Annotated in this window: 22 protein-coding genes; 14 read left to right on the top strand and 8 right to left on the bottom strand. The window is 36.5% G+C overall.

Going from position 1 to position 24633, the window contains the following annotated elements:
* The first annotated feature begins 48 nt into the window (after nt 1–48).
* The gene (locus B154_RS0100880; protein WP_018611117.1) at nt 49–789 is read left to right on the top strand and encodes an MBL fold metallo-hydrolase; all 741 of its coding nucleotides are present in this window, start codon (nt 49–51) and stop codon (nt 787–789) included.
* A 139-nt stretch (nt 790–928) separates the two neighbouring features.
* On the opposite strand, the gene B154_RS0100875 is transcribed toward B154_RS0100880, so the two are convergent.
* From B154_RS0100875 to B154_RS0100865, 3 genes are all read right to left on the bottom strand, one after another.
* On the bottom strand, nt 929–1306 hold the full coding sequence (locus tag B154_RS0100875) for a hypothetical protein (protein WP_157580336.1): 378 nt from the start codon (nt 1304–1306) through the stop codon (nt 929–931).
* A 13-nt stretch (nt 1307–1319) separates the two neighbouring features.
* Nucleotides 1320–2036 carry a hypothetical protein gene (locus B154_RS0100870; RefSeq protein WP_157580333.1) on the bottom strand — a complete coding sequence of 239 codons (717 nt, stop codon included), beginning with the start codon at nt 2034–2036 and terminating at the stop codon, nt 1320–1322.
* Nucleotides 2037–2107: 71 nt separating this feature from the next.
* Complete coding sequence (locus B154_RS0100865; protein WP_018611114.1) at nt 2108–2653, bottom strand: RNA polymerase sigma factor; 546 nt, start codon at nt 2651–2653, stop codon at nt 2108–2110.
* 400 nt (nt 2654–3053) lie between these two features.
* Here B154_RS0100865 and B154_RS0100860 point away from each other — a divergent pair, with 400 nt between their 5' ends.
* The 8 genes from B154_RS0100860 (at nt 3054) to B154_RS0100825 (ending at nt 13845) form a co-directional block, all read left to right on the top strand.
* Nucleotides 3054–3671, top strand: a complete 618-nt coding sequence (locus tag B154_RS0100860) for a TetR/AcrR family transcriptional regulator (RefSeq protein WP_018611112.1) — start codon at nt 3054–3056, stop codon at nt 3669–3671.
* Between the two features lie 4 nt (nt 3672–3675).
* Nucleotides 3676–5067, top strand: coding sequence for a TolC family protein (locus B154_RS0100855; RefSeq protein WP_018611111.1), 1392 nt, complete (start codon nt 3676–3678; stop codon nt 5065–5067).
* Nucleotides 5068–5102: 35 nt separating this feature from the next.
* On the top strand, nt 5103–6302 hold the full coding sequence (locus B154_RS0100850; protein WP_018611110.1) for an efflux RND transporter periplasmic adaptor subunit: 1200 nt from the start codon (nt 5103–5105) through the stop codon (nt 6300–6302).
* Between the two features lie 147 nt (nt 6303–6449).
* Entirely contained in the window at nt 6450–10019 is a 3570-nt protein-coding gene (locus tag B154_RS0100845; protein WP_018611109.1) for an efflux RND transporter permease subunit, read from the top strand.
* Between the two features lie 275 nt (nt 10020–10294).
* Entirely contained in the window at nt 10295–10741 is a 447-nt protein-coding gene (gene rpsP, locus B154_RS33545; RefSeq protein WP_281166838.1) for a 30S ribosomal protein S16, read from the top strand.
* A gap of 230 nt (nt 10742–10971) precedes the next feature.
* On the top strand, nt 10972–11496 hold the full coding sequence (gene rimM / locus B154_RS0100835) for a ribosome maturation factor RimM (protein WP_018611106.1): 525 nt from the start codon (nt 10972–10974) through the stop codon (nt 11494–11496).
* A gap of 423 nt (nt 11497–11919) precedes the next feature.
* Nucleotides 11920–13068 (top strand): DNA polymerase IV, encoded by a 1149-nt coding sequence (gene dinB / locus B154_RS0100830; RefSeq protein WP_018611104.1) that lies wholly within the window; start codon nt 11920–11922, stop codon nt 13066–13068.
* Between the two features lie 141 nt (nt 13069–13209).
* Nucleotides 13210–13845, top strand: coding sequence for a peroxiredoxin (locus B154_RS0100825; RefSeq protein ID WP_018611103.1), 636 nt, complete (start codon nt 13210–13212; stop codon nt 13843–13845).
* Nucleotides 13846–14026: 181 nt separating this feature from the next.
* Here the strand turns inward: B154_RS0100825 and B154_RS0100820 are convergent, their stop codons facing one another.
* The 3 genes from B154_RS0100820 to B154_RS0100810 form a co-directional block, all read right to left on the bottom strand.
* Nucleotides 14027–14749: an RluA family pseudouridine synthase gene (locus B154_RS0100820; RefSeq protein ID WP_018611101.1), complete on the bottom strand. Its 723-nt coding sequence runs from the start codon at nt 14747–14749 to the stop codon at nt 14027–14029.
* Nucleotides 14750–14856: 107 nt separating this feature from the next.
* Nucleotides 14857–15912: a pseudouridine synthase gene (locus B154_RS0100815; protein ID WP_018611100.1), complete on the bottom strand. Its 1056-nt coding sequence runs from the start codon at nt 15910–15912 to the stop codon at nt 14857–14859.
* A gap of 126 nt (nt 15913–16038) precedes the next feature.
* Nucleotides 16039–16674 (bottom strand): hypothetical protein, encoded by a 636-nt coding sequence (locus B154_RS0100810; protein WP_157580330.1) that lies wholly within the window; start codon nt 16672–16674, stop codon nt 16039–16041.
* 239 nt (nt 16675–16913) lie between these two features.
* On the opposite strand from B154_RS0100810, the gene B154_RS0100805 reads away from it, so the two are divergent.
* The 3 genes from B154_RS0100805 (at nt 16914) to B154_RS0100795 (ending at nt 19086) form a co-directional block, all read left to right on the top strand.
* Nucleotides 16914–18005, top strand: coding sequence for a spore photoproduct lyase family protein (locus tag B154_RS0100805; protein WP_018611095.1), 1092 nt, complete (start codon nt 16914–16916; stop codon nt 18003–18005).
* A 205-nt stretch (nt 18006–18210) separates the two neighbouring features.
* A complete protein-coding gene (locus B154_RS34065) occupies nt 18211–18561 on the top strand; it encodes an HYC_CC_PP family protein (protein ID WP_483826378.1) in 351 nt (116 codons plus the stop codon).
* A gap of 126 nt (nt 18562–18687) precedes the next feature.
* Complete coding sequence (locus B154_RS0100795) at nt 18688–19086, top strand: hypothetical protein (protein ID WP_018611091.1); 399 nt, start codon at nt 18688–18690, stop codon at nt 19084–19086.
* A 110-nt stretch (nt 19087–19196) separates the two neighbouring features.
* Here B154_RS0100795 and B154_RS0100790 read toward each other — a convergent pair whose 3' ends face one another.
* A complete protein-coding gene (locus B154_RS0100790) occupies nt 19197–20453 on the bottom strand; it encodes a DEAD/DEAH box helicase (protein ID WP_018611090.1) in 1257 nt (418 codons plus the stop codon).
* A gap of 327 nt (nt 20454–20780) precedes the next feature.
* On the opposite strand from B154_RS0100790, the gene B154_RS0100785 reads away from it, so the two are divergent.
* Nucleotides 20781–22232, top strand: a complete 1452-nt coding sequence (locus B154_RS0100785; RefSeq protein ID WP_018611089.1) for a S41 family peptidase — start codon at nt 20781–20783, stop codon at nt 22230–22232.
* 174 nt (nt 22233–22406) lie between these two features.
* On the opposite strand, the gene B154_RS0100780 is transcribed toward B154_RS0100785, so the two are convergent.
* Nucleotides 22407–22679: a hypothetical protein gene (locus tag B154_RS0100780; RefSeq protein WP_018611087.1), complete on the bottom strand. Its 273-nt coding sequence runs from the start codon at nt 22677–22679 to the stop codon at nt 22407–22409.
* Between the two features lie 356 nt (nt 22680–23035).
* Here B154_RS0100780 and B154_RS0100775 point away from each other — a divergent pair, with 356 nt between their 5' ends.
* Nucleotides 23036–24616: a hybrid sensor histidine kinase/response regulator gene (locus B154_RS0100775; RefSeq protein WP_018611086.1), complete on the top strand. Its 1581-nt coding sequence runs from the start codon at nt 23036–23038 to the stop codon at nt 24614–24616.
* Nucleotides 24617–24633 lie beyond the last annotated feature (17 nt).

Genomic DNA, 24633 nt, shown 5'->3' with positions numbered 1-24633 from the left:
TTATTTAAAACTTTAAATAAACTTTCCTTTAGGAAGTTGGAGGAATGCATGAAAATTATTCCATTAAGCGAGGGATCTTTTACAATAGATAAGTCAAAAGTTTTTGTTCCATTTGCACACAATCTGGATGAACTGCAAGATCGCCCCATAGGAAGTTTATTAGTGGAAATACAGCCTTTTGTAGTAATAACCTCAAAAGATATTATATTATTAGACACTGGGCTGGGTTTTTCTATAGACGGAAAGTTGCAGATATACAATAACCTGGAGAAGAATGGAATAAACAACCTGCAGGTTACAAAAGTACTTCTCTCACATTTGCATAAAGATCATGCGGGGGGAATTAGTATAAAAGACAAATTAGGACATTATACTTTGGCCTTTCCCAATGCAACATATTATCTTCCTTCTGACGAGCTGGATTATGCTTTTGAAACTGGTTTCCCCAGCTATATATCAGACGAATTTTCTATTTTGCTTAATAACAACAAAGCCGTATTATTAGACCATTCAGGAACTATTGATAGCTATATTCACTATGAACTTGTCGGAGGCCATAGCCCATTTCATTATGCATTTTGGATTAAAGAAAATGAAGAAATCGTTTTTTTTGGCGGTGATGTTGCTCCCCAACTTCAGCAAATGAAAAGCAAGTTTGTGGCTAAGTATGATTTTGATGGTAAAAAAAGCATGGAATTAAGGCAAAAATGGTGGCAGCAGGGGCGGCAGGAAAACTGGACCTTTTTATTTTATCATGATATAAAGACCCCGTTTTTCAAGGCATCGTAAAAGATGTACATAAAAAAGGCCTGCCCTGAACAGAGCTGGCCGTTGCTAACCTATGAAAAACACCAAGTTTATAATCTGGGTTTAGATTACTATCAATATAAATTAATCGCTTTTAGGATTCTTTGAGTTTTTCTCCTTTTCACTGTCGTTCTAATAACTCGTTTCTCAACATATCCCTAAAGTTCTTCTCTAAAACATATACTTTATTTACTCTGTCATCGGTATTTAAAATTCTTTTAAAATCGTTCTTGTACTTCTTCCTTATGTTTAAGACCTTTTCTTCAAGAGCAATAGGATCACTTTCGTTCTCCTTCCTGACACTCTTAATTTCATTTTTATAACTATTGTAAACAGGCCAAAACTTGTCCGATTCTTCCGGTGTAAGTACTAACTCTTTATTGAAATATTCTACCTGTAGGGAATCTATCCGTTTAGAATTTCCTTCCTGTGCTTGCGCATAACAAAAGTAATTAATATTTAGGAGAATCACTAATAATACAGTAACTTTTTTTGTCATATTTAAGCTCTTTTTAAATCTCATCTGATTCCCCGGTTTCCTTCAGGAATTGTTTAATCTCTTTATCAGATATTCGTTTCAGCGAGCTCTTGATTTCAGTATTGTTAATAGAAGTATTTTGCGATGTTGAAGATGCGTTTTCAATTAAACTATTATTCTTTAAATAATTTATAATTTCTTCTTTACTCAAACTCTTTACCTTGTTTTTAGCATTACTATTATTACCCCTTACCAACAAAAAATCTCTTCCTGTCAGCGTATACAAGCCAATAGCTAAAAAAGGAATAATAACAGCCGCGGCGGCAATTCTGAAAAATCTCGACCGCTTTTTAAGTACAACAACTTTGACTTCTTGCTTTTGAGAGTCTAAAACAGGCGATTGTATTTTATCGAAGAAATTAGCTGGAATAGTGTGTACAGGTTTTTTACTAATAGTGTTAAGCAATGGAGATATATTCTCCAGTTCTGCAAAAACATCGTCCACTTTTTTCGCCTCTGATAAGGCATTTTTCAGTATTATTTGAGGGAGATCGTTGAAATAATTTGCAGGAATACTATAAGGGGTGACAGAACCAAAATAGGCACGTTCTTTGTGTATCCTCTTTAAAATGTTTATAGATAGATTATTAAAATAAGATGGCGGAACCGAATAGGGTCCATTTCGATTAATATTCATTATTAAAGGGCTAATTGTCTTCAATTCCTCTACTATGTTATTCTCATTTTTCATATAGCTATCTCACTAAGACATGCATTAGGTAATGAAAGTTTAATATTTGCGCCGAAATAATTTTAAAAAGTTTAATGATTTACTATATAATTCTCTATTTTTTTAGCCGCATGATGATAGCTTGCTTTTAATGCTCCTTCACTTGTCTCTAAAACCCGGCTCATTTCCTCGTAAGGCATCTCGTCATAGTAACGCAAGGTAAATACAATTCTTTGTTTTTCGGGCAAGTGTTGGATGGCCAGTTGAAGTTTCCATTCCAGTTTATTTGCGTTAAAGTTTTGGTCAGCCTTAAGTTTATTGACTAATCCGCTTTCTACGTCAGTTAAACTTACTGCACTTCTACGTTTTAGTTGTTCTAAAAATGTAAAACACTCATTGGTTGCTATTCTATAAAGCCAGGTGTACAACTGGCTATCTTCCCTGAAGTTATTTAATGAATTCCAGACTTTTATAAACATGTTCTGCAAAATGTCATTTGCGTCATCATGGTCTACCACTATTCTTCTTATGTGCCAATAAAGCTTTTCCTGGTATTTTTTTATTATTTCGGTAAAAGCCCTTTCTTTTTCTGCGGGTTGTTTGAACTGTTGCAATAAGTCCTTGTCATCTAAAAACATGAAGGGCAATTTGAATAAAATAAACTTTGTCAGCAAAGAACATGCTAATCATTTTTTTATGGTGATAAAAGTACGACAGATATTTTAAAAGTTACAGAAGCAAAAGAAGATAAAAGGTTTTAAATGTTTTTTATTAAAAAAATATATATGTATAACATACCTTGAGAGTAATGTTAACTAAACAATTACGGTGTGTAAATAGTTAAGTACATAGATTTTCAAGAAGCGGGCAGGTATTCTATTGATAAAAAAGAGAAAAGGATTGTTATATAAATAAAATTTTTTTCATTCAATACCGTTATAAATAGAAGAATTGTTGTAGCAGATAAAATAATAGTTGCTTTTAAACTATGGAAACTTGTTTTGTAATAATAGTTTCCATAGTTTTGTTCTCACTAATATGGAACAGAAAGAAAGAATACTTTGCAAAGCACACGAGTTGTTTTGCCGGTTTGGTTTCAGAAGGGTAACAATGGATGAGATCGCGATGAAAACAGGGATGAGCAAGAAAACGATTTATCAATCCTTTGCTAATAAAGATGAGATCGTTGACGCAGTAGTCGAAGATATTTTAAATAAAAGTGTACTGATGTGTGAAGCAAATTTGGCCAAAGCGGAAAATGCTATTCACGAAATTTTTTTAAACATAGACATGTCACAGGAGTTAATGTTTGAAATGAATCCTGCAGTTTATGAAGATATGGAAAAATTTTTTCCTGCTGTTTTTGCGAAATTCTTTCGCTATAAAAACAATTATATCTCAGAAAAGGTGCAGAAAAACATTAAAAGAGGTATAGAAGAAGGCCTTTTCAGAGCAGAGCTAAACGTTGACATAATTACAAAGTTCCGGATTGCGACTCTGTTTATTCCTTTTAACCAGGATATTTTTCCTTATGGTAAGTACAACCTGGCCGAAATCGAGTTAGAAACCATTGAATTGTATTTATATGGGATTTCAACCCTCGAAGGCCAAAAATTAATCAAGAAATATAAACAACAAAGATTCAAAAATAATTAGTAAGATGAGTAAACAGATACAGTTACGATGGATGTTTACCCTTTTGTTTCTCGCTATTGTACATTTTTCTTTTGCACAGAAAAAGTACGAGCTAACGGTGAAGGAGGCGGTAGAGTTAGCGTTTGATAATGTGACAGCGGTAAAAAACGCAGCGCTCGACATCCAGATTCAGCAAGCGCAAAATAACGAAATTACTGGGCAGGCCTTACCCCAGGTTTCTGGTACAGCTTCCCTTAACCGTTATTTACAATTGCCTAAAATATTATTTCCTGATGCGTCAGAAGCAGGTATATATTCCGTTTTAAAAAACGAAAAATTAATACCGCAAAACACTAAGATACCTGACCCAAAATTGCAGGCTATTAGCTTTTTTCAGCCCTGGAACACGAGCATTGGAGGTACGCTTTCCCAATTACTATTTCAGCCCGACGTTTTTGTAGGGTTGCAAGCCCGGCAAACTGCTTTAAATCTATCTAAGGCTAATCTCGAACTTATAAAAGAAGGAGTCAAAGACTCTGCGTACAGGAGATATTATGCTATTCTCATCGCACAAAAGCAATCAGAATTTTTAGACTCTGGTATCAAAAGGTTACAAAAGTTGTATCATGATGATTCCATCATGTTGGTAAATGGGTTTGCCGAAAAACTTGACCTTGATAAAGTGCAGGTGCAATTGACCAATTTGCAGACATCGCAAAGTGTTTTAAACAATTCTGTAAAACTTGCTTATGCTGGTCTTAAATATGCTTTGGGTATTTCTCAAAACGATTCGGTCATTTTAAAAGAAAGTCTTACTAATGAAGATGTTAAGCGAAATGTTTTGGATGATAATTTTAGATACGAGGACCGCAAAGAGATACAGGCGATAGGTTATTCGCGCCGTTTACAGGAGTTGAACGTTAAAAGATATAAGCTGGAATATATTCCCACTTTGTCAGCTATGTTAAGTTATACGGCACAGGGCCAGGGACAGAACTTTATAACAGATAAAAGTACATTTTGGTTAAAAAACTCGTTAATAGGATTGAATCTGAGTGTACCAATTTTTGACGGTTTCCAGCGAAAGTACAAAATACAACAAGAGAAATTTAATCTTCGAAAAGTTGATAATAATATCGAGAATTTAAAACAGGTGATAGATCTGCAGCAAACGGCATCAAAAGAAAGCCTTAAAAACGCCTTGCTTAACCTGGATGCACAACAACGAAACGTACAGCTTGCAGAAAATGTTTATAATACAACCAAGAAGAAGTTTGAAGCGGGTATTGGTTCCAGCTTTGAAGTTTTGCAGGCTGATACTGATTGGCAGACGGCTCAGTCAAATTATTTCAACGGGTTGTACAATGCGATTGTGGCAAAAATTTCATACCAGTCTTCTTTGGGAAAATTAAATTAAGGATTATTACGTTTAATATCAAAATTACCCTTTATATGAATTCATTTATAAAAGTTTCTTTTCTAGCTGCCATAGCATTTTTTATAGTGTCGTGTGGCGGAAATAACAGTACTAATAACGGCTTACAGGAAAAGAAGGACAAGCTTGAAAAGCTTAAAAAAGAGGAAGCACAAGCCACCGCAGAAATTAGAAAGCTGGAACTCGAAATAAGCGAGCTGGATACAGCAGGTGCTAATGTAAAGAAGGCGAAACTTGTAGTACTAGATACAATAAAAGATGAAAAGTTCACACATTACATAGACTTGCAGGGTAGGGTAGATGCTGAAAATATTTCTTATGTAAGCCCACGTGGCACGGGTGGACAGGTAAAAGCAGTTTATGTGAAAGAAGGCCAATATGTAAAAAAAGGTCAATTGCTTTTAAAGCTTGATGATGCAATTATTCGGCAGAATGTTGTTGCTGCAAGACAAGGTTTGGCCGCAACAAAAAACCAGCTTGAACTCGCGAAAAGCGTTTATGAGCGTACAAAAAATTTATGGGATCAGCACATAGGCACTGAAGTACAGTTGCTTCAAGCTAAAACAAACGTAGAAGTTCTTGAAAATCAACTGAAAACCCAACAGGAAAATATAAAATCAGCAGAAGAGCAGTTAAGTACTACTTCCGTTATAAGCAATGTTTCAGGAGTTGCGGATGAAGTAAATATTCATGTCGGGGAAATGTTTACAGGCGGCCCGGCTGCAGGAATTAAAATTGTAAATACGAGTAATCTTAAAGTAGTTACAGATATCCCTGAAAACTATTTAGCACGTGTTTCAAAGGGAACTCCTGTGATTATTTCAGTTCCTGATATTAATAAATCGTACAATTCTACTATTTCTTTAATTAGTCAGTCTATCAGTGCTACATCGAGAGGTTTTATAGCAGAGGCTAAAATTCCTAATGATAAAAGTTTAAAGCCTAATCTTACCGCAATGGTTAGAATACAGGATTATAGTGTACCAAATGCTATGACTGTTCCTGTAAATGTTTTACAAACAGATGAACAAGGCAAATTTGTTTTGGTTGCGGTAAAACAAGGAAATAATATGGTTGCACAAAAAAGGCAAATACAGGTAGGTGAGCTTTATGGAGAAAGACTTGAAGTTAAAAGCGGACTGAAAACAGGTGACATTATTATAACCGAAGGTTTTCAGAACCTGTTCGACGGACAGGCTATAACAACAAGCGCATAAAAAATAATAGTAGTAGTATGGGTGAATAACGAGCAGAAGTATAAGTGTGCGACGCAACGATGATGATAAAAGGAACTTCAGCTGACTACCAAAAAATAAAACAACCACCACTAAGTACTTTGGTGCTTAGGGTAAAAACTGACTTCAATGAGTGCATTTGAAAATTTTAAAGAAAAGTTTAAAGAATTTGGCCCAACTACGTGGTCCATTAAAAATAAAACTTCCATTTACCTGCTGGTCATTTTTGTATCGGTGATTGGTGTTACTCAATTTGTTACGCTTCCCAAAGAGCAGTATCCTGATATTGTAATACCAACAATATATGTTCAAACCATTTATGTTGGTAATTCACCACGAGATATTGAAAATCTTGTAACGCAGCCGATTGAAAAACAATTAAAAGGAATTACCGGCGCAAAAATAAATAAGCTTACCAGTACCTCTCTGCAGGATTACTCCGCGGTAGTAGTAGAGTTTGATACAGAAGTTGAAAAGGATGTGGCGTTACAAAAGGTAAAAGACGCTGTAGATAAGGCAAAAACAGATCTGCCTACTGATCTCACGGAACAACCTAGTGTATTGGAAGTGAACCTGAGTGATATACCCATTATGTACGTAAACATAAGTGGCGATTATGATATGGTAAAACTGAAGAAGTTTGCCGATGATATCCAGGACAGGATCGAAGAATTGTCTCAAATTACCCGTGTTGATATTGTTGGTGCTCCGGAAAGGGAGTTCCAGATAAATGTAGACAACTACAAAATGCAGTCATCTAATATAACTTTTGATGATATTGCCAATGCTGTCTCTCGAGAAAATGCAGACATATCGGGTGGGTTGCTCGAAGTAGGAAATACCAAACGGACACTACAGGTAAAAGGACAGTTTAAAAATGTCTTTGACATTCAGAAAATAATTGTTCGCAACACGTCAGGAATGCCTATTTATCTCAAAGACATAGCAGAGATAAAAGATACAGTAAAAGAAAGAGAAAGCTATGCTCGGTTAGATGGTAAAAATGTCGTTACGCTAAATATCATTAAACGAGCCGGAGAAAACCTCATTGAAACCTCTGATAATGTTAAAAAGACGGTAGAAGAAATGAAGGGGACTACTTTGCCTGAAAACCTGAAAGTAGTTATTACAAGCGACCTCAGTAAGGCAACAAGAACTTCTTTTAATGACCTCGTTAACTCAATTGTTATTGGTTTTGTACTGGTGCTGCTTATCCTTATGTTTTTTATGGGCGTCACAAATGCTTTTTTTGTAGCCTTGTCAGTTCCGTTGAGTATGTTCGTTGCATTTTTGTTTTTGCCAATGGCAGAAATAATAACAGGCTCTAATGTTACTTTAAACTTTATTGTACTGTTTGCATTGTTGTTTGGCCTAGGAATTATAGTGGATGATGCTATTGTTGTTATTGAAAATACGCATCGCATATTTGTGCAGGGTGCGGGGCGTTTGTCATCAAAAATTTCGGCAAGAATGGCAGCGGGTGAAGTGTTTGTCCCCGTTCTTGCAGGTACGTTGACCACACTTGCACCTTTCTTTCCTTTATTGTTCTGGCCGGGTATTATAGGCAAGTTTATGATTTACCTGCCTACTATGCTCATATTTACATTGGCTGCATCGTTGGTAGTTGCATTTATCATGAATCCTGTTTTTGCAGTTGATTTTATGAATCATCCGGAAGGAGAAACCAAACCTGCAAAATCAGCCGTGTTTAAAAGCCCGGCTTTTCTTGGTCTTTTAGGTGTTGGCATTCTGCTAGACCTTTTCGGATTCTTCTTTGGAGGTAACCTGCTTATTTTATTTGCGCTTCTGATGGTTTTAAACAGGTATGTGATAGACGATTTGATTCACAAATTTCAAAATAATGCGCTGCCATGGATCATGGGTCATTACGAAAATCTGTTGAGGTGGGCATTGCATGGATGGAGACCGGTTTGGTTATTATTAGGCACAGTAGGTTTGTTCTTCTTATCAATTTTCATTTTTGCGATACGAAAAGTTCCAATAGTGTTTTTTCCAAAAGGTGATCCCAACCAGGTGTATGTGTATCTGAAGTTGCCTGTGGGAACAAGCGTAGACTACACAGACTCTGTTACAAGAAGGTTAGAAGCAAGAGTAAACCATGTATTGGGAATTGAAAACGGAAAAACAAATCCTATTGTAGAAAGTGTAATATCAAACGTAGCTATTGGTGCGTCTGATCCCAGTAGCGGAGATAGAAGTACGCGGCCTGAATTAGGCCGTATACAAGTTTCTTTTGTAGAGTTTGAAAAACGGCATGGTGTTTCATCGGCTCCTTACCTTGATTCTATTCGAGCTGTTATGAAAGGTATTCCCGGTGCAGCCATTTCGGTAGACCAGGAGGCAAGTGGTCCGCCTACTGATCCTCAGATAAATATTGAAGTAACCAGCGAAGACTTTGAGCACCTGACAAAAACAGCACTTGACCTTAAAAATTATCTCGATACATTAAAAATAGCAGGGGTTGAAGATTTAAAACTTGACGTGGATTTAACCAATCCCGAAATTACCCTCACAATAGATCGGGAAAGGGCAATGATTGAAGGTGTCTCTACTGCACAAATTGGTATGGCGCTTCGTACTGCTTTGTTTGGAAGGGAAGTATCTAAAATAAAGGAAGGGGAAGATGAGTATAAAATACAGTTGCGTAATCTTGAGCTGCAGCGCAAAAGCCTGGGAGACCTGCTAAATATGCGGATCGTATTTCGTGAAATGACAGGCGGAATAAAACAGATACCAATAAGTTCTCTCGTTCACGTAGACTATACAAGCACTTATGGTAGCATAAAGCACAAAAGTAACAAACGTACCATTACTTTATATTCAAATGTATTGAGTGGTTACACCCCAACTGATGTGAATGCCAAACTAAAAGATGCTATAGATGATTTTAAAAAAGTAGGTGATGATGTTTCCATAACCCAGACAGGTGAGGGAGCGCAACAGGCAGAAACAGGTGCATTTCTTACAAAAGCGTTACTTTTTGCTTTAATGATTATTTTGTTTGTACTGGTTTTACAATTTAATTCTGTAAGCAAGCCCGTGATTATCCTTACAGAAATAGTATTTAGTATCATAGGTGTACTTATTGGTTTTGCACTTACTGGCATGACTGTATCGGTGGTAATGACAGGTGTCGGTGTGATAGGGTTGGCAGGCATCGTCGTTAAAAATGGTATTCTTGTGATTGAATTTGCTGACGAACTGAGAGGCCGTGGACTTAAGACAAGAGAAGCTGTAGTACAGGCAGGTAAAACGCGTATCATTCCGGTACTATTAACCGCTTTGGCAGCTATACTAGCACTAATACCCCTGGGCATCGGTTTTAACATCGACTTTGTAGCTATGTTCGCAGAGTTGAACCCACATATTTTCTTTGGCGGAGCAAGTGCCAGTTTTTGGAAACCGTTAGCGTGGACCATTATTTTCGGTTTGACATTTGCCTTTTTCATGACACTTGTTATTGTGCCTTCAATGTACCTGATAGCAGAGCGCTTGAGACGTCCGATGCGCAGACAATATGGAGGAACCTGGGTTAGCATGTTAGGTATTCCGCCATTTACATTATTATTTATCCCGCTAATGGTTATTACTATGATGCGCCATAGGGCAGAGGTAAGCAGGCGCTATAAAAGATTGCGGGGAAAAGCCAGCGAAACCTGGATAAGAAGCTGGTTTTAGAATATATTGAATAAAAAACTGAACTGACAGCGGCAGCAATTATTGCATTTTTAATTGCCGCCGCTTTTTTGTAGACTTTTGGTCGTTGCTTTGCCAGTAATTATAATTATGAGCCAATTCCAGTAACAACTAAAAAAGTTAAAGAAAAAATTGTAATGAATAATATGAAACTTGCGGTATATTTTCCTTTGGAACTTTAGTCGTGATGTTTTATCTTCGCGCTGTATAATTAATTGTTTAACGCATTTAAATTTCTATTTAAGATGCCAGTAAAAATGAGACTGCAAAGACACGGCAGTAAAAAACGTCCCTTCTACTTTATTGTAGTGGCCGATGCCCGTGCACCAAGAGATGGTAAGTTTATCCAAAAAATTGGAACTTACAACCCACTAACTGTACCTGCTACGGTGCAATTAGACCGTCAAAAAGCTTTGGATTGGTTGCACAAAGGTGCACAGCCAACAGATACGGTTCGTAGAATTCTTTCCTTTAAAGGCGTATTGTACCTGAAACACCTGTTGCGTGGTGTTAAATTAGGTTTGTTTGATGATGCTACAGCTATGGAGAAATTTCAGGTATGGCACACCGAGCACGAAGCCCAGGTAAAAAAGCGTACGGAAGAAAATCGTAGAAATCAAAGGGCAAGAAGAAACCCTCCAGTTGTAAGACGCGTTGAAAGAAGCAATGACGCTCCCGCTGCCGGTGGAAATCCTCCTGCATAAATAGCAACTATACTGATACAAATTTTAAAGTCTCTAACATTTGTTAGAGACTTTTTTGTTATGCAGCCAGAAGTTCTGTATGGAATCATCAGTTGGGTTACATCTCATTTGCCAACAAGTCATTTTTAAGCCTTTATTAAATTATATAAGCCGGATATTAATTTTGAGTTTTCAAAAACAGGTTAAGGAATTAAACCTTGTACCTCAAACCCTCCAACTGTATCTTAATAATGAAAGATTATTTTAGCATAGGAAAAATTGTAGCGACCCATGGCCTTACAGGCGAAGTTGTATTGCAACATGCACTTGGTAAAAAGACGGACCTAAAGGGATTGGAAACCTTATTTATTGAGGAAAAAGATAAATCGTTTTTACCTTATTTTGTTGAAAGTACAGCCATAAAAAATGCGGCGGAAGTGTATATTAAACTGGAAGGATTTAATACCAAAGAAAGTGCGCGAAGACTTTCTCAAAAAGAAGTATGGTTGCTAAAGGCTGATTTTGACAAGTACGCCGGGCAGTCTTCACCTATCTCCCTTCTTGGTTATATGATGATAAGTGAGGGTAAGGAAATTGGCGAAGTAATTGAAGTAATTGAACAGCCGATGCAGGTATTATGCAAAATTATGTATGGTGGCAACGAGGCGCTCATTCCCATTCATGAGGAAAGCCTGGAAAAAATTGATAAAAAGAAAAAGCAGGTATACGTAAATCTTCCGGAAGGTTTATTGGATATTTACGCAGGCAATTTATAAAAAGCTTAAAAGTTCAATAAGGAATGTAAAAAGATCAGTCATGCTTTTACCTCATTAGTTTGTCCCTTAGCCCCTGGGTTTCGTCCTGCGATACCTAAACGGTAATTATGTGTTACGAGGAAATTAGTAGTATCTCCCACCTGTGGCGTATAAGTTATGCAATTGACGCAGCCACTTTCGCTTCTTTTAACATGAAATCCTCTTTGCACTCCTTCTACAAAAAATGGATATTTTTCTGTATTCAGCTGTTAAAATAGCTTTTCTTTTAGCCTGAAAGGTTGCCGTGTAATTGCAGCCAACTCCATCCATTCGATAGTAGTTAAAACATTTAGTTAATAAACCTGTGTTACTAAAATGCCCAACCTTTCACCTCAGAATAATTATTACTCAAAAATGTAGGTTTTAAATTAATTTAGTAATTCAATGCAAAGTCCTCAACGATATATTGCTCACTTTGACCTCGACAGCTTTTTTGTCTCTGTTGAAGTGTTGAAAGAACCCTCTCTTAAGGGCAAAGCTGTTTTAGTTGGCGGGCATAGCGAAAGGGGAGTTGTTGCAGCATGCAGTTATGAAGCCCGAAAATTTGGGGTTCATAGTGCAATGCCTACGAAAAAAGCGATAAAACTCTGTCCACATGCAATTGTATTGAAGGGAAGTCATAGCGATTACAGCAAGTATTCCCGTATGGTAACTGAAATAATTGCAGCCAGGGCGCCTCTGTTTGAAAAAGCATCGATAGATGAGTTTTATCTGGACCTCACAGGTATGGATAAATATTTCGACCCTTACAAATGGACTATAGACCTGAGGCAGGAAATAACCGATAAAACAGGATTGCCAATCTCATTTGCTTTGGCCACTAATAAAATGGTGGCAAAAATTGCAACAGACGAAGCTAAACCAAATGGATACATACAAATAGCCCCAGGCTTTGAAAAGGAATTTTTGGCCCCTTTGCAGGTGAATAAAATACCGGGAGTTGGGGAACAGACCTACCATACTTTGTTGTCGATGGGCATAAAAACAATTAAAGATGTTAGTGAATATGATATAAAAAAACTGGAATCGAAATTGGGTAAGTACGGAATAGAACTTTGGAATAAATCACAAGGTATTCATACGGGAGAAGTAACTTCTTACCATGAAGCAAAATCAATATCGACAGAAAATACATTCGAAGAAAATAAGTCTGACATGGAATTTCTGCTTGCTGAACTTGTGCGAATGACAGAAAAAGTTGCATATGAGCTAAGACAGGATGAAAAACTTGCAGGATGCGTTGCTGTTAAGATCCGTTATGGAGATTTTAATACTTATAATAAACAAGTAGCGATTGATTATACATTTCGCGATGATGAACTGATTGTAATAGCCAAAGATTTATTTAAAAAATTATATAAACCGGGAACACCGGTAAGATTATTAGGAGTTCGTCTTAGCGAGCTTACCAATAACCCTGTTCAGGGAAGTTTATTTGATGACGGTCTGAAAAAAAATGAATTGTACAAAGCCATAGACGATGTAAAAAACAAGTTTGGTAAATATGCATTGAAAAAAGCAAGAACAGTCTGAGGTAAGCAATCTGAATCTGCAATCTGTGGAATTACCTGGAAAAATGATGTAGAGATAATGTTAGAAGATTACTCTACGAATTTGGTGGGATATTTATTACTTTTGTGCACCTTTTATTAAAACAATATAAATCTTTCTTTTATGAGTTTACACTTAGGAGATGAAGTTCCAAATTTTCAAGCAAATACAACCATCGGTCCTATTGATTTTTACGAGTACCTTGGAGACAGCTGGGGTGTTCTATTTTCTCACCCTGCCGATTACACGCCTGTGTGCACTACTGAGTTAGGAAGAACTGCTGCATTAAAGGATGAGTTTGCAAAGAGAAATGTAAAAGTACTGGCACTTAGTGTTGATCCACTTGATAAACATCATGGTTGGATAAATGACATTAACGAAACACAGAACGTGACTGTTGAGTTTCCGATTATTGCTGATGAAGACAAAAAAGTAGCCACCTTGTATGACATGATTCATCCGAACGCATCTGCAACCGCAACCGTTCGTTCTTTATATATAATCGGGCCCGATAAAAAATTAAAATTATATATTACTTATCCGGCAAGTACAGGTCGTAATTTCTTCGAGGTTTTACGTGTGATCGATAGTCTTCAACTTACTGCAGATTACAGTGTAGCTACTCCTGCAAACTGGGAAGAAGGACAAGATGTTATTGTTGTACCTTCAATCAGTACCCCTGATGCTATTAAAAAGTTTCCAAAAGGTGTAAAAGAGGTGAAGCCTTATTTGAGATATACACCTCAGCCAAATAAATAATTGTCGTTGCCTGTTTTTTGGGTATTTAAAGGAATACGAGGAATTAGACGAGCATAAACGTAAATAAAAAAGGATTTTGAGAAGTTTTTTCGTTTCTCAAAATCCTTTTCTATTTAATACAAATGGTCCCGGTAAAATTAATTCTGTTAAGATTATTTTATTCCCGAGTTTTATTACGTCGTTAAATAGTCGTTCTAACGTTTTTTCTTAATTGTGTCAACAAAGCCCTTAAATCTTTTGATAATGGAGCTTCCAATTCATGTTTATTTCCCCCGGCATCAGTAAATTTCAATTGATAGGAATGAAGGGCAAGACGGCTAAGAATTGGACGTTCTTCCAGTTCATTTTTGCTTAATTTAAATTTTCTTTTTATTGATGATAGTAATATCGGTTGTCCGTCTCCATATAACTCATCACAAACAATAGAGTTGCCGAGGTATTTTGCATGTACACGTATCTGGTGAGTTCTGCCCGTATGAATTTGAAACTCTACCCACGAATATAATCCAAACTCTTCAAGTACTTTATAATCTGTAACTGATGGCTTCCCTTTTTTGTTAGTAATCATTAAAGTGGATTTGCCAGGCGCTTCCATAATGGGAACATCAATTGTCCCTTCGCGGTTCATCATGGTACCGTTTACGATGCCGAGGTAGTACTTTTCTACATCACGCCCTTCAAATTTCTGAGATAAATCTTTGTGTGTTATCTCATCTTTAGCAAAAATGATAAGGCCGCTTGTGTCTTTATCGAGGCGGTGAACAGTGTAAATTTTACCAAGTTGCTCCTGCAAGAGGCTTTTAAGCGAAGGGTCTTTTCCAAACCGGTCTGGTATTGATAATAAACCTGCCGGTTTGTTTATAGCAATAAAATATTCGTTTTCGAAAATAATATCAAATTTCATATGAGGAAATGAAAAATAAAATGAATTAGAATTGTTGCTGCACAAGTGTGCGACGCAACGATGACTGAACAGAAAGCCTTAGCTGGTTACCAAAAAGAATGTTTGTGTTAGTCCTTGGCTTTTACGAAAGATTGATTCATAAATTTAAGCAATCGTATTTCCTTATCTTTTAAGAACCGCCACCTGCCTCGCTGAACATCTTTTTTTGTAAGCCCGGCAAACATAACGCGGTCAAGGCCCTTTACATCGTACTTCAAGTGTTCAAACATACGGCGGACGATACGGTTACGTCCACTGTGAATTTCGACACCAATTACGCTTTTGTCTTTTGCGTCTGCGTAGGCAATAACGTCTGGTGCTACAAAACCATCTTCCAACGTAATGCCGGAAGCAATTGTATCCATATCAGATTTGGTAAGAGCCCTATCAAGTTTTACTTCGTATACCTTTTTCACCTCGTGGCTTGGATGCGACAATTTCTGTGCGAGTTCGCCATCGTTGGTTAGCAATAAAACTCCGGAAGTATTTCTGTCTAAACGGCCGACGGGATACACTCTTTCATCAGTTGCGGTGCGAACAAGATCAAGAACAGTTTTGCGACCCTGGGGGTCTTCTGATGTAGTAATAAAGTCTTTTGGCTTATTAAGCAATATGTAAACTAAATTGTTGCTGGGAGTAACTTTTTTGGCGCCAACTTTTACTACGTCATTTTCGCTGATCTTTGTACCCGGCTCCGTTACGACTGTGCCATTTACCGTTACTTTTCCGTCTTTCACTAACTGGGCTGCATCGCGACGCGAACACAAGCCGCCATGAGCAATGTACTTGTTTAACGGCATTTGTTCTGTTGAAACTCTGCCCGTGGAACTTTTTACATCTGTTTCCGCCGTTATTTTTTTAGGATACTTATTGGGTTTTCCGGTTCTGGCTACAGGCTGTTCTGCTTCGCTTTTCGGATATTTATTTGGCCTTGCGGTTTTGCCGATGCCTGAACTTGTCAGGGGCTGCCTTTGGGCTCTTTCTGCTCTTTTTCTTTCGAAGTGAGCTTCAATTGCTGCAGCTTTTTCTTTTTTTTCTTTCTTTTTTTGTTGACGGACTTCTTCTTTAACCGTACCTGCTTTCTTTTGTTTTACAAACTTTTGAAAGTTATCTGTGCGTGGCATCTGTAATTTTTTAACGCTTGCTGTTTTACAACAGTAAATAATTTTTAGTTGGCAAAGGTAGAATTAAAAAAGCAGACCATCTGGTCTGCTTACCTCATAGGAATAGCACTTTAAATCTTTTACTGATTATTTAACAGCCTTATGCCGCCTGTTTTGGCGGTTATTTTTCAATTGTTCTTTTTGCTCGTCGGTAAGTGATGTTTCCATATCGGCCCTGTGCTTCTTCATAAGACTTTTCAACTGTTCTTTCTTTTCTTGCTGACTTAAAGAGTTGTTTTGACGAATGCTTTGTATGTCTGTTCTAAACGCAGCATTTAAATCTTTCATTTTTGCTGCCTGCTCTGGTGTGAGATGTAAGTCTTTTGTCATTTCTTCAAATCTTTGACCATGCATTTGCCCTTTATTTTCTTTTGCAAATTCCTGCCTCATATCTTCTGCCTGTTTTCTTTGTGCAGGAGTAAGAATTGCATTGATTTTTTCTTTATGCTCCTTCATCAGGTCCCGTCTTTTCGCTTTTAGATCGTCTGCATTATTATTTGCATTTTTCCTTACATCCTGCATTTGCTGCCTGAAGTTTTCATTAACGATTTTTATCTGTGCTTTTTGATCGTCCGTTAAATTCAGCTTTTCAAGATTTTGACCACCTAAATGATTTTCACGGTTATGAAATGTCTTGTGTTTGTTAGAGGTAGAATCTGCAATTTGCGCCATTGAAGAAAAACCTATTGCGAGTGCCATTACGCCTAATGTTATTTTTTTCATTGCAATCATTGTTTGAGATAAGTAGACCTAGGGTTATAATAGAAGTTTAAGTATAAGCGTATAAATGAGTGTTAATTAAAATCGAAGGATTGTGCTGCCGTATTTTACATTACAGAACTCTTTTTTGTAAATAATCCCGGAATTAGGGAGGCTATAAATAGCTTTTCTTTTAACGAATTCTTATACCGGCCATAATGTCAAAGACCAACAAAGGGGCTGCGAATCGTGTTATAAATTGAATGAAAACATTAAACACTTTTTCTACTGGTGACACGGCAATTGAGCCAGGAAAACCTGCTAAACTTTGGATGCCTAAGAAAGTACTTTTTACGCCAGATGCAATAAAGGAACCTTTTGGGGAAAAAATTTATGAGCGGGTTAATCAATATAATTTACCAATTGAGGTTTTAAAAAATAACCGCCTCACGGGTTTGCGGGGTGAAACGGAGAGGGAAACGTATCAATTGGCCAAAAGTACCTTGGCTATAGTAAATGCGCCACCGTCTGCTTTTAAGCTTCGTCCTATTCCCCCCTCGGCTGATTTTCAGTTTCACCTGGCTGAAGGTTGTCCTGCACATTGCCAGTATTGTTATCTTGCAGGAAGCCTGCAGGGTCCACCTGCAATTCGTGTATTTGCTAATCTGCCTTCAATTTTGCAAAATACATTAAATTATAAGTTACCGGGAAAAGTTACTTCGTTTGAAGCCAGTTGTTATACTGATCCGCTTAGTATAGAACATTTGACCGGCAGTCTCGCTGAAACAATACAATTTTTTGGCAACCGCCATGACGGTCATTTAAGGTTCGTAACAAAATTTACCGCTGTTGATCCTTTGCTGAATATTGATCATAATGGTCGCAGTCGCTGGCGAGTAAGTTTAAATGCTAACGCTGTCAGTCGGCATTTAGAAGGTGGTACTGCAACTATAAATGCACGAATACAAGCTTTACGAAAGTTAGCTTTCCCACGAGAAAATGGGGGAGGTGCGTACCCGATTGGTATTGTGCTTGCACCTATTATGCCCGTTGCTAACTGGCAGGAAGAATATAGTTTATTATTAGATCAAATTCAGGAAAACCTTGACTTTCCTGCAAATCTTACCTTTGAGCTCATTACTCATCGTTTCACGCCGGGTTCTAAAGAAGTGCTTTTAGAGTGGTACCCAAATACCAGCCTCGAAATGGATGAAAGCAGCAGGGCTGTAAAGCGAAATAAGTTTGGAGGAAGTAAATATGTTTACCCCCAAGAGACAATGAATGTAATGAAGAAATTTTTTTACCAGGAGATTAAAGACCGGTTTCCTAAAGCTGACATTTTGTATTGGACCTAGTCTTTCTAACTATAGTATCGCATATACTGGTTTTGCAAAATGATTAAAATTTTTTTTGAATTTTTTGGTAAAAAAGATAGAAATGCCCTATCGTAAATATTAATAATCCCGACAAATTAGAAATCGAATTTGTAGAAGCGTAAGCTTCATTTTTAACAAATTGGAGAATTTTTATTGAGTGGTCAAAAGGTAGTTTTGCTTCACGATGCGACGAATTATTGCTTGCATATTAGTCATAATATATTTCAGCTTTACTGCTGGTGCAGTCATCTCCAAACCTTATTGTTTGGATTCGCATTTTAGCAGAAGCTTATTCAAAGATGATAAGGGTGATTTAAGTAAAGATCTGCCTTGTTTAAAAGGCTGTAAGCTATGTAAGCTTCACAGACAGTTTCCAGCATCACGAGTATTTAAAATACCTGGAATAATTTTTTTCGCTCCATCTGCTACAGTTTATATCTCGCCGTACTACCTTCATACCAATTCAGCTAATAAAATATTATCTCAATCTTCCACTGTCAACATCTTCATAAAAAACTGTGTGTTAAGAATTTGAGATTGTCCTGCAGCAAATACTTCTGTTACAACTACAATCATTAGACAATTCTATTAAAAATCAAGAAATTCCTTTTCATAATTCTAATAGCGCACACAAAGGTTTTTCAGATAATTTTTTTTAATTATGGAAAAAAATAAACCCAAAGCACTCGCTTTTATTTTATCAGCATGCTTTCTATATATCACTACATGTTCATTAGCACAAAAATCTTTATCGACTGCTGCAGCTAAAGGTTATTATTCAATATATAATAATGGAGAAAAGCTTAATCGTGTTGCAGCCAGAACGAATTCAATAAGGAAAAACGAAGACAGCAGCACTCTCAAAAGCAACATTTTAGCTACAAAACCAAAAGGGTATTATTCTATTGAAAGTAACATTGAAAAAATTAAGTATCCATTTACATCCGACAGGTTTTATTTCTATATCGAAACAAATTCGAAGGTTATTCAAAATATGATTCCTGGGATTAATAAAGGATATTATTCAATAGGAAATAATGGACAAAAATTGCAGAAATAAATTGAATTAGCTACAACATTACAAGGAAGAAAGACAAGCGCAGCTGCTAACTGTATTCATAAATCCCCCTAAATAAAAAACTCTCCAATTTTTTTGGAGAGTTTTTTTATTTATAAAGCCGCTTTCAATTTAGGAATCGGATTTCTTGTCCAGGTTCTTTCTCTTCTTTGTGCGTTATTACGGGCTGCAGACCTGTTAAAATTACTGCTGCTGGTATTTTTAACCCTACTGTTGTTACTATGGTAAGGATGATCTTCAACAACAGGAACGGATTGAGCAGTAAGCTTATTAATGTCTTTAAGGTAAGCACGCTCTTCAGCATCGCAAAAAGATAAGGCGATACCACTAGCGCCCGCCCGGCCTGTACGACCGATGCGGTGTACATAAGTTTCAGGAACGTTTGGCAGTTCAAAATTGATAACGTGCGAAAGATCATTGACATCAATCCCTCTCGATGCAATATCAGTTGCTACAAGTACTCTTAACTCGCCATTTTTAAAGAGCGATAAAGCACGTTGCCTTGCCGTCTGCGATTTTTCGCCATGTATTGCTTCGGCCTCTACATTTGACCGGTTTAAAAATTTTACAACTTTATCTGCGCCATGTTTGGTACGCGTAAACACCAACGCACTTTTAATGTCGTTGTCTTGTAAAAGATGCAGCAACAATGAAGGCTTATTTTCTTTTTCTACAAAATATATTGCCTGCTCAACTTTCTCTGCTGTGGAAGAAACGGGGGTTACTTCTACTTTTACAGGATTATTTAAAATAGTATCTGCCAGCTTCGATATTTCCGCAGGCATAGTAGCTGAGAAAAACAGTGTTTGTTTTTTAGCTGGTAATTTGGCTATTACTTTTTTAACATCATGTATAAAGCCCATGTCAAGCATGCGATCCGCTTCATCCAAAACAAACATGTTTATGTTTTGCAAATGAATGTGTCGTTGATCAACAAGATCAAGTAATCTGCCGGGAGTAGCAATCAGTATATCTATCCCATGACGCAATGCATTAACCTGTGGCACCTGCGATACTCCACCAAAAACAACCAGGTGGTTAAGACCTGTATATTCTCCATAAGCCATAAAACTTTCGCCAATTTGTATGGCCAATTCACGGGTAGGGGTAAGTATCAGACACTGTATTTGCTTACGTTCTTTTTGAACCGGTTTTTGCTGATGCAATATTTGTAGTATGGGAATAGCAAAAGCAGCAGTTTTACCGGTGCCTGTTTGTGCACATCCTAAAAGGTCTTTTCTTTCTAATACAACAGGAATAGATTGTTCCTGTATTGGTGTAGGATTTGTATATCCTTCTTTTTTGAGCGCTTTTAAAATAGGCTCGATTAGATTTAAATTTTCGAACAACAATTGAAATGAATGTTTTTATAAATAAATTACAATCTTCCAAAAAGTATGTGAAGATTGATTGAATATAATGCTCATCATATGACCAGATGAAGCTTTAAAAGGAGAAGGAAGATTATCGGGTCGGCTAAGAGAAAATATACGAATGATGCAAATGTACATCATTAATAGTAAAAGAGTTGTAAAAGTTTTGGTTGTTAATAACGAAAGAATTAGTGTATGTTTTCTTAAGACTAATATAAAGTCTGCCTACGTTTGTATAATTGACAATTCATTAAAATCTATATTCCTTTTTTTAGTGTTATTTACAATAATTTTTTAAAAACCATGCCCAAAATACCAATAACGATTTCCACTATTCTTATCCTTTTTATTACTTCCTGCAAAAAGGATATAAATAATACTCCTTCGCCCTCCAAATCAGATACTTCTTCTTTATCTCAAACCGATCTTTTAAAAGATTCTGTTTACTTATATTCTAAAGAGATTTATTTGTGGCGCGATGTTCTTCCTTCATATGAAGCTTTTAATCCCCGTCAGTACCAAGGTTCAGATGATGAGAAATCTGCCTCATTAGTAATGAACGCAATTCGTAATCTTGAACCGCTTGATCGTTTTAGTTTTGTTACTACAAAAGAGACTTCTGAAGGGCTTCAGACCGGCGCAGACGTTGACTATGGCTTTTTTATCAAAGCTGCTTCAATTGATAAGGCTGATCCGATAGATTCTGTTCGTTGGTTTGTTACCTATGTTTTTGATAAATCACCTGCAGGTTTAGCGGGCGTAAATCGAGGCTGGTCTATTAATTCAATAAATAATACTCCTGTTACTTATTCGCAATCGAGTATAGATCTTTTAAATAAAGTTTTTTTTGGCAACACTACCAGCGCTTCTTTCGGTTTTGTAAAACCAGATGGCACCACGGCTACTGCCAGTTTAAGCAAAACAAGCTTTATCTCCAATTCTGTCTTGTATAGTAATGTTATCAATTATGGAGGCAAAAAAATTGGTTATTTTGTTTATAAACAATTTTTTGGCGCCCCTTCGCGTACTGAATTGAATACAGTTTTCAGTAATTTCAAATCACAGGGAATTAATGAACTGGTAGTAGACTTACGTTACAATCCCGGTGGCTCTACGGCAACGCAAGATGCACTTGCCGACCTTATTGCCCCTGCCTCTGTAAACAATAAGACAATGTATAAATATGTTTATAACGAATCTTTGCAAAAGGGCGATTTTCCTTTGTTAAAACATAAAGCAGGTTTTGAAAACGAATCATTCTCAGAGGCAAACAATACGCAGAATTTTGCAAATACCGGCTCACTTAATTTAAATCGCGTATTTTTTATCGTTACCGGCGGTACGGCTTCAGCCAGCGAATTGCTGATCAACAATTTAAAACCTTATATGGATGTGAAGTTGATTGGTGATACAACTTATGGAAAACCAGTCGGCTTCTTTCCTGTAGATATTTTTAATTATTCCATTTATCCTATATCTTTTAAAACTGTAAACAGTGCTGGCAATGCCGATTATTATAATGGTTTTGCTCCCGATAAGATAGCTCCGGATGGTGTTAGTAAAAACTGGGGAGATATTACCGAACCATCTTTGGCCAGTGCGCTAAAGTATATCAGCACCGGTTCGTTCAGAGCCACCGAGCAAGGTGAGCAGGTATATAAAAAGCAGATGAAAATGCAAAAACAGTTTGACTCCGCCAACCGCACCCTTGAGAGTAAACACTTCAATGGTATGTTTATAGAAAAGAATAAATAAAATAAAAATTCTTTTACACCAAAAAAGTCCGGACAACAACTTGTCGCGGACTTTTTTATACATCAAACCTGGCGTCAACCTATGAAAATAATTGTTTTTCAATCCAACTTTAGCTTTAGATGCGTCCGCAATAGCATTGCGTAGACGTGTACTAATTATTGCAGCCCAACTCTTTTACTCACTTTGTTTATTACGTTTTTTTAAACCTGCAGGTTTACACTTTTTATTCTTTTTTTTAACCGTATGTTGCCAGTCATCCTTTGTAACGGCTATTCTTTCGGGAGGGGCAGATAATTGCTTTTGCTCGAGTTCTTTTTTTAAACGATTTGTTGCCTTAATTTCTTTTTGCTCAGAAGGTTTTGCATGTACTGAGTCCTGAGGATTCTGGGCATGCATAGTAGAAGAAATAAGAATAAATATCGTGAAAAAATGATAAAACATTTTCATGGCGTAATTTTTATTTATAAGACTATAGTGGTACCGATTTTATAAAAAGAATATTTGTTAAATCATTATGGAAAGTTGATTTATTTAAACTTTGATCCGCCTCGCTTTTATAATTCAAAGTAGATTGTCGAAAGAAGATATAACAATTTTTATAAAATTTTGTAGTACGGGCAAAGATGAAATCATAAACTCTAATATTTGCGCAATGAAACACTATATAAGTTGAGTGTGGTATTCGCGATAGAAACAGAACAAATGGTTATAGCAAAAAATATGCTTACAACAGCTATTATAGATTTTTCTTAAATGCTTTTGGCAAACTTCCATATCAATATTTAAAAATATCTTTGACGCGTATGATTTTGATAGTTGACGACAAAAGTGAAAATCTTTTTTCCTTAAGAAAAGTCTTAGAGCTCAACAATTTTGAGGTTGATACTGCCCTTTCAGGTGAGGAGGCGTTGAAAAAAGTTTTGAGAAAAACATATGCTTTAATAATACTTGATGTTCAAATGCCTTCTATGGACGGTTTTGAAGTAGCTGAGGCTATTTCCGGATATAAAAAGGCCCAGGCAACTCCTATCATTTTTCTTTCAGCCGTCAGTACACATAAAAAATTCATTACTAAAGGATATACTTCAGGGGCAATCGATTATATAACCAAGCCCGTTGATCCGGATATTTTGATGCTCAAAGTAAAAACTTTTTATCGGCTGTATGAGCAGACAAACGATCTTAAGGAGGCGCAGGTTGCATTGCAGAAAGAGGTTGAAGTAAGGAAAGAGGCAGAAAAAGCTTTAAATAAAAAGGCAAAAGAGTTAACTTCTATTCTTGAATCAATACCGCAAATAGCTTTCACTGCAAATGCAGATGGTACTATTGAGTATGTTAATGAACATTGGTATGAATATGCGCCTGATAAAAACCGGTTTCCCGAGACTTATAAAAATAATATAGATCTTTCTAAACAGTGGATAGAAACGGTACAGTTTGGGCAAACGCTTGAGATGGAGGTGCAAATAAAAAAAATGCAGTCTCAGGAATACAGGTATCATTTATTAAGAGCGATACCTGTAATAACTGATGAAAATATTGCAAAATGGGTTGGAACTTTTACCGATATCAATCATCAAAAAATGATGAACGAAATATTGGAGAAAAAAGTAGAAGAAAGAACGCAGGAACTTCAGAAATTAAATACCGAGCTTGAAGTTAGTAACAATGATCTGCAGCAGTTTGCATCTGTTGCTTCACACGATCTAAAAGAGCCTTTGCGCAAAATACAGGTATATAGCAATATTATTAAAGAAAAGAGTTTGCTTGAGAATAATAATCTTGATAATTATCTTGATAAAGTCATTACATCTTCAGCTCGAATGAGCAGGTTAATAAATGACTTGCTCAATTACTCACGCTTGTCTCACGCACATTTTTTTGAAGTGGCCGACCTTAATAAAATATTGCAGGAAATACTTTTTGATCTTGAATTATTGATAGCTGAAAAAAAAGCAACCATAAACGTTCACCAACTGCCTCAGGCTGAAGTAATACCGGGTTTAATAAGGCAGTTGTTTCAAAATTTAATTAGTAATGCGCTTAAATTTTCAAAAAAAGATGTAGCGCCAGTCATAAAAGTAACATCAGAAATTGTAGAATCAGAAGAAGTAGCAGATTTAGTAAAAGGTGCCGAAAAGTACTGTGTAATGGAAATACAAGATAATGGAATTGGATTTGATGAAAAATATTCTAATAAGATTTTTACGTTGTTTCAAAGATTAAATTCAAGAGACAAATATGAAGGCACAGGTATCGGTCTTGCCGTAGCCAAAAAAATTATGGATAAACATCACGGATGTATTACTGCAAGCAGTAAAGAGAATGTAGGATCAACTTTCAAAATTATCTTACCCCTGAAACAATCGAAAGTTACAGAGTGAAAAATATTGAAATCTAA

This window comes from Segetibacter koreensis DSM 18137, from assembly GCF_000374045.1.
Taxonomy (GTDB): domain Bacteria; phylum Bacteroidota; class Bacteroidia; order Chitinophagales; family Chitinophagaceae; genus Segetibacter; species Segetibacter koreensis.
The sequence above is the reverse complement of the archived record's forward strand: the minus strand, read 5'-3'. Positions and strand labels throughout refer to the sequence as shown.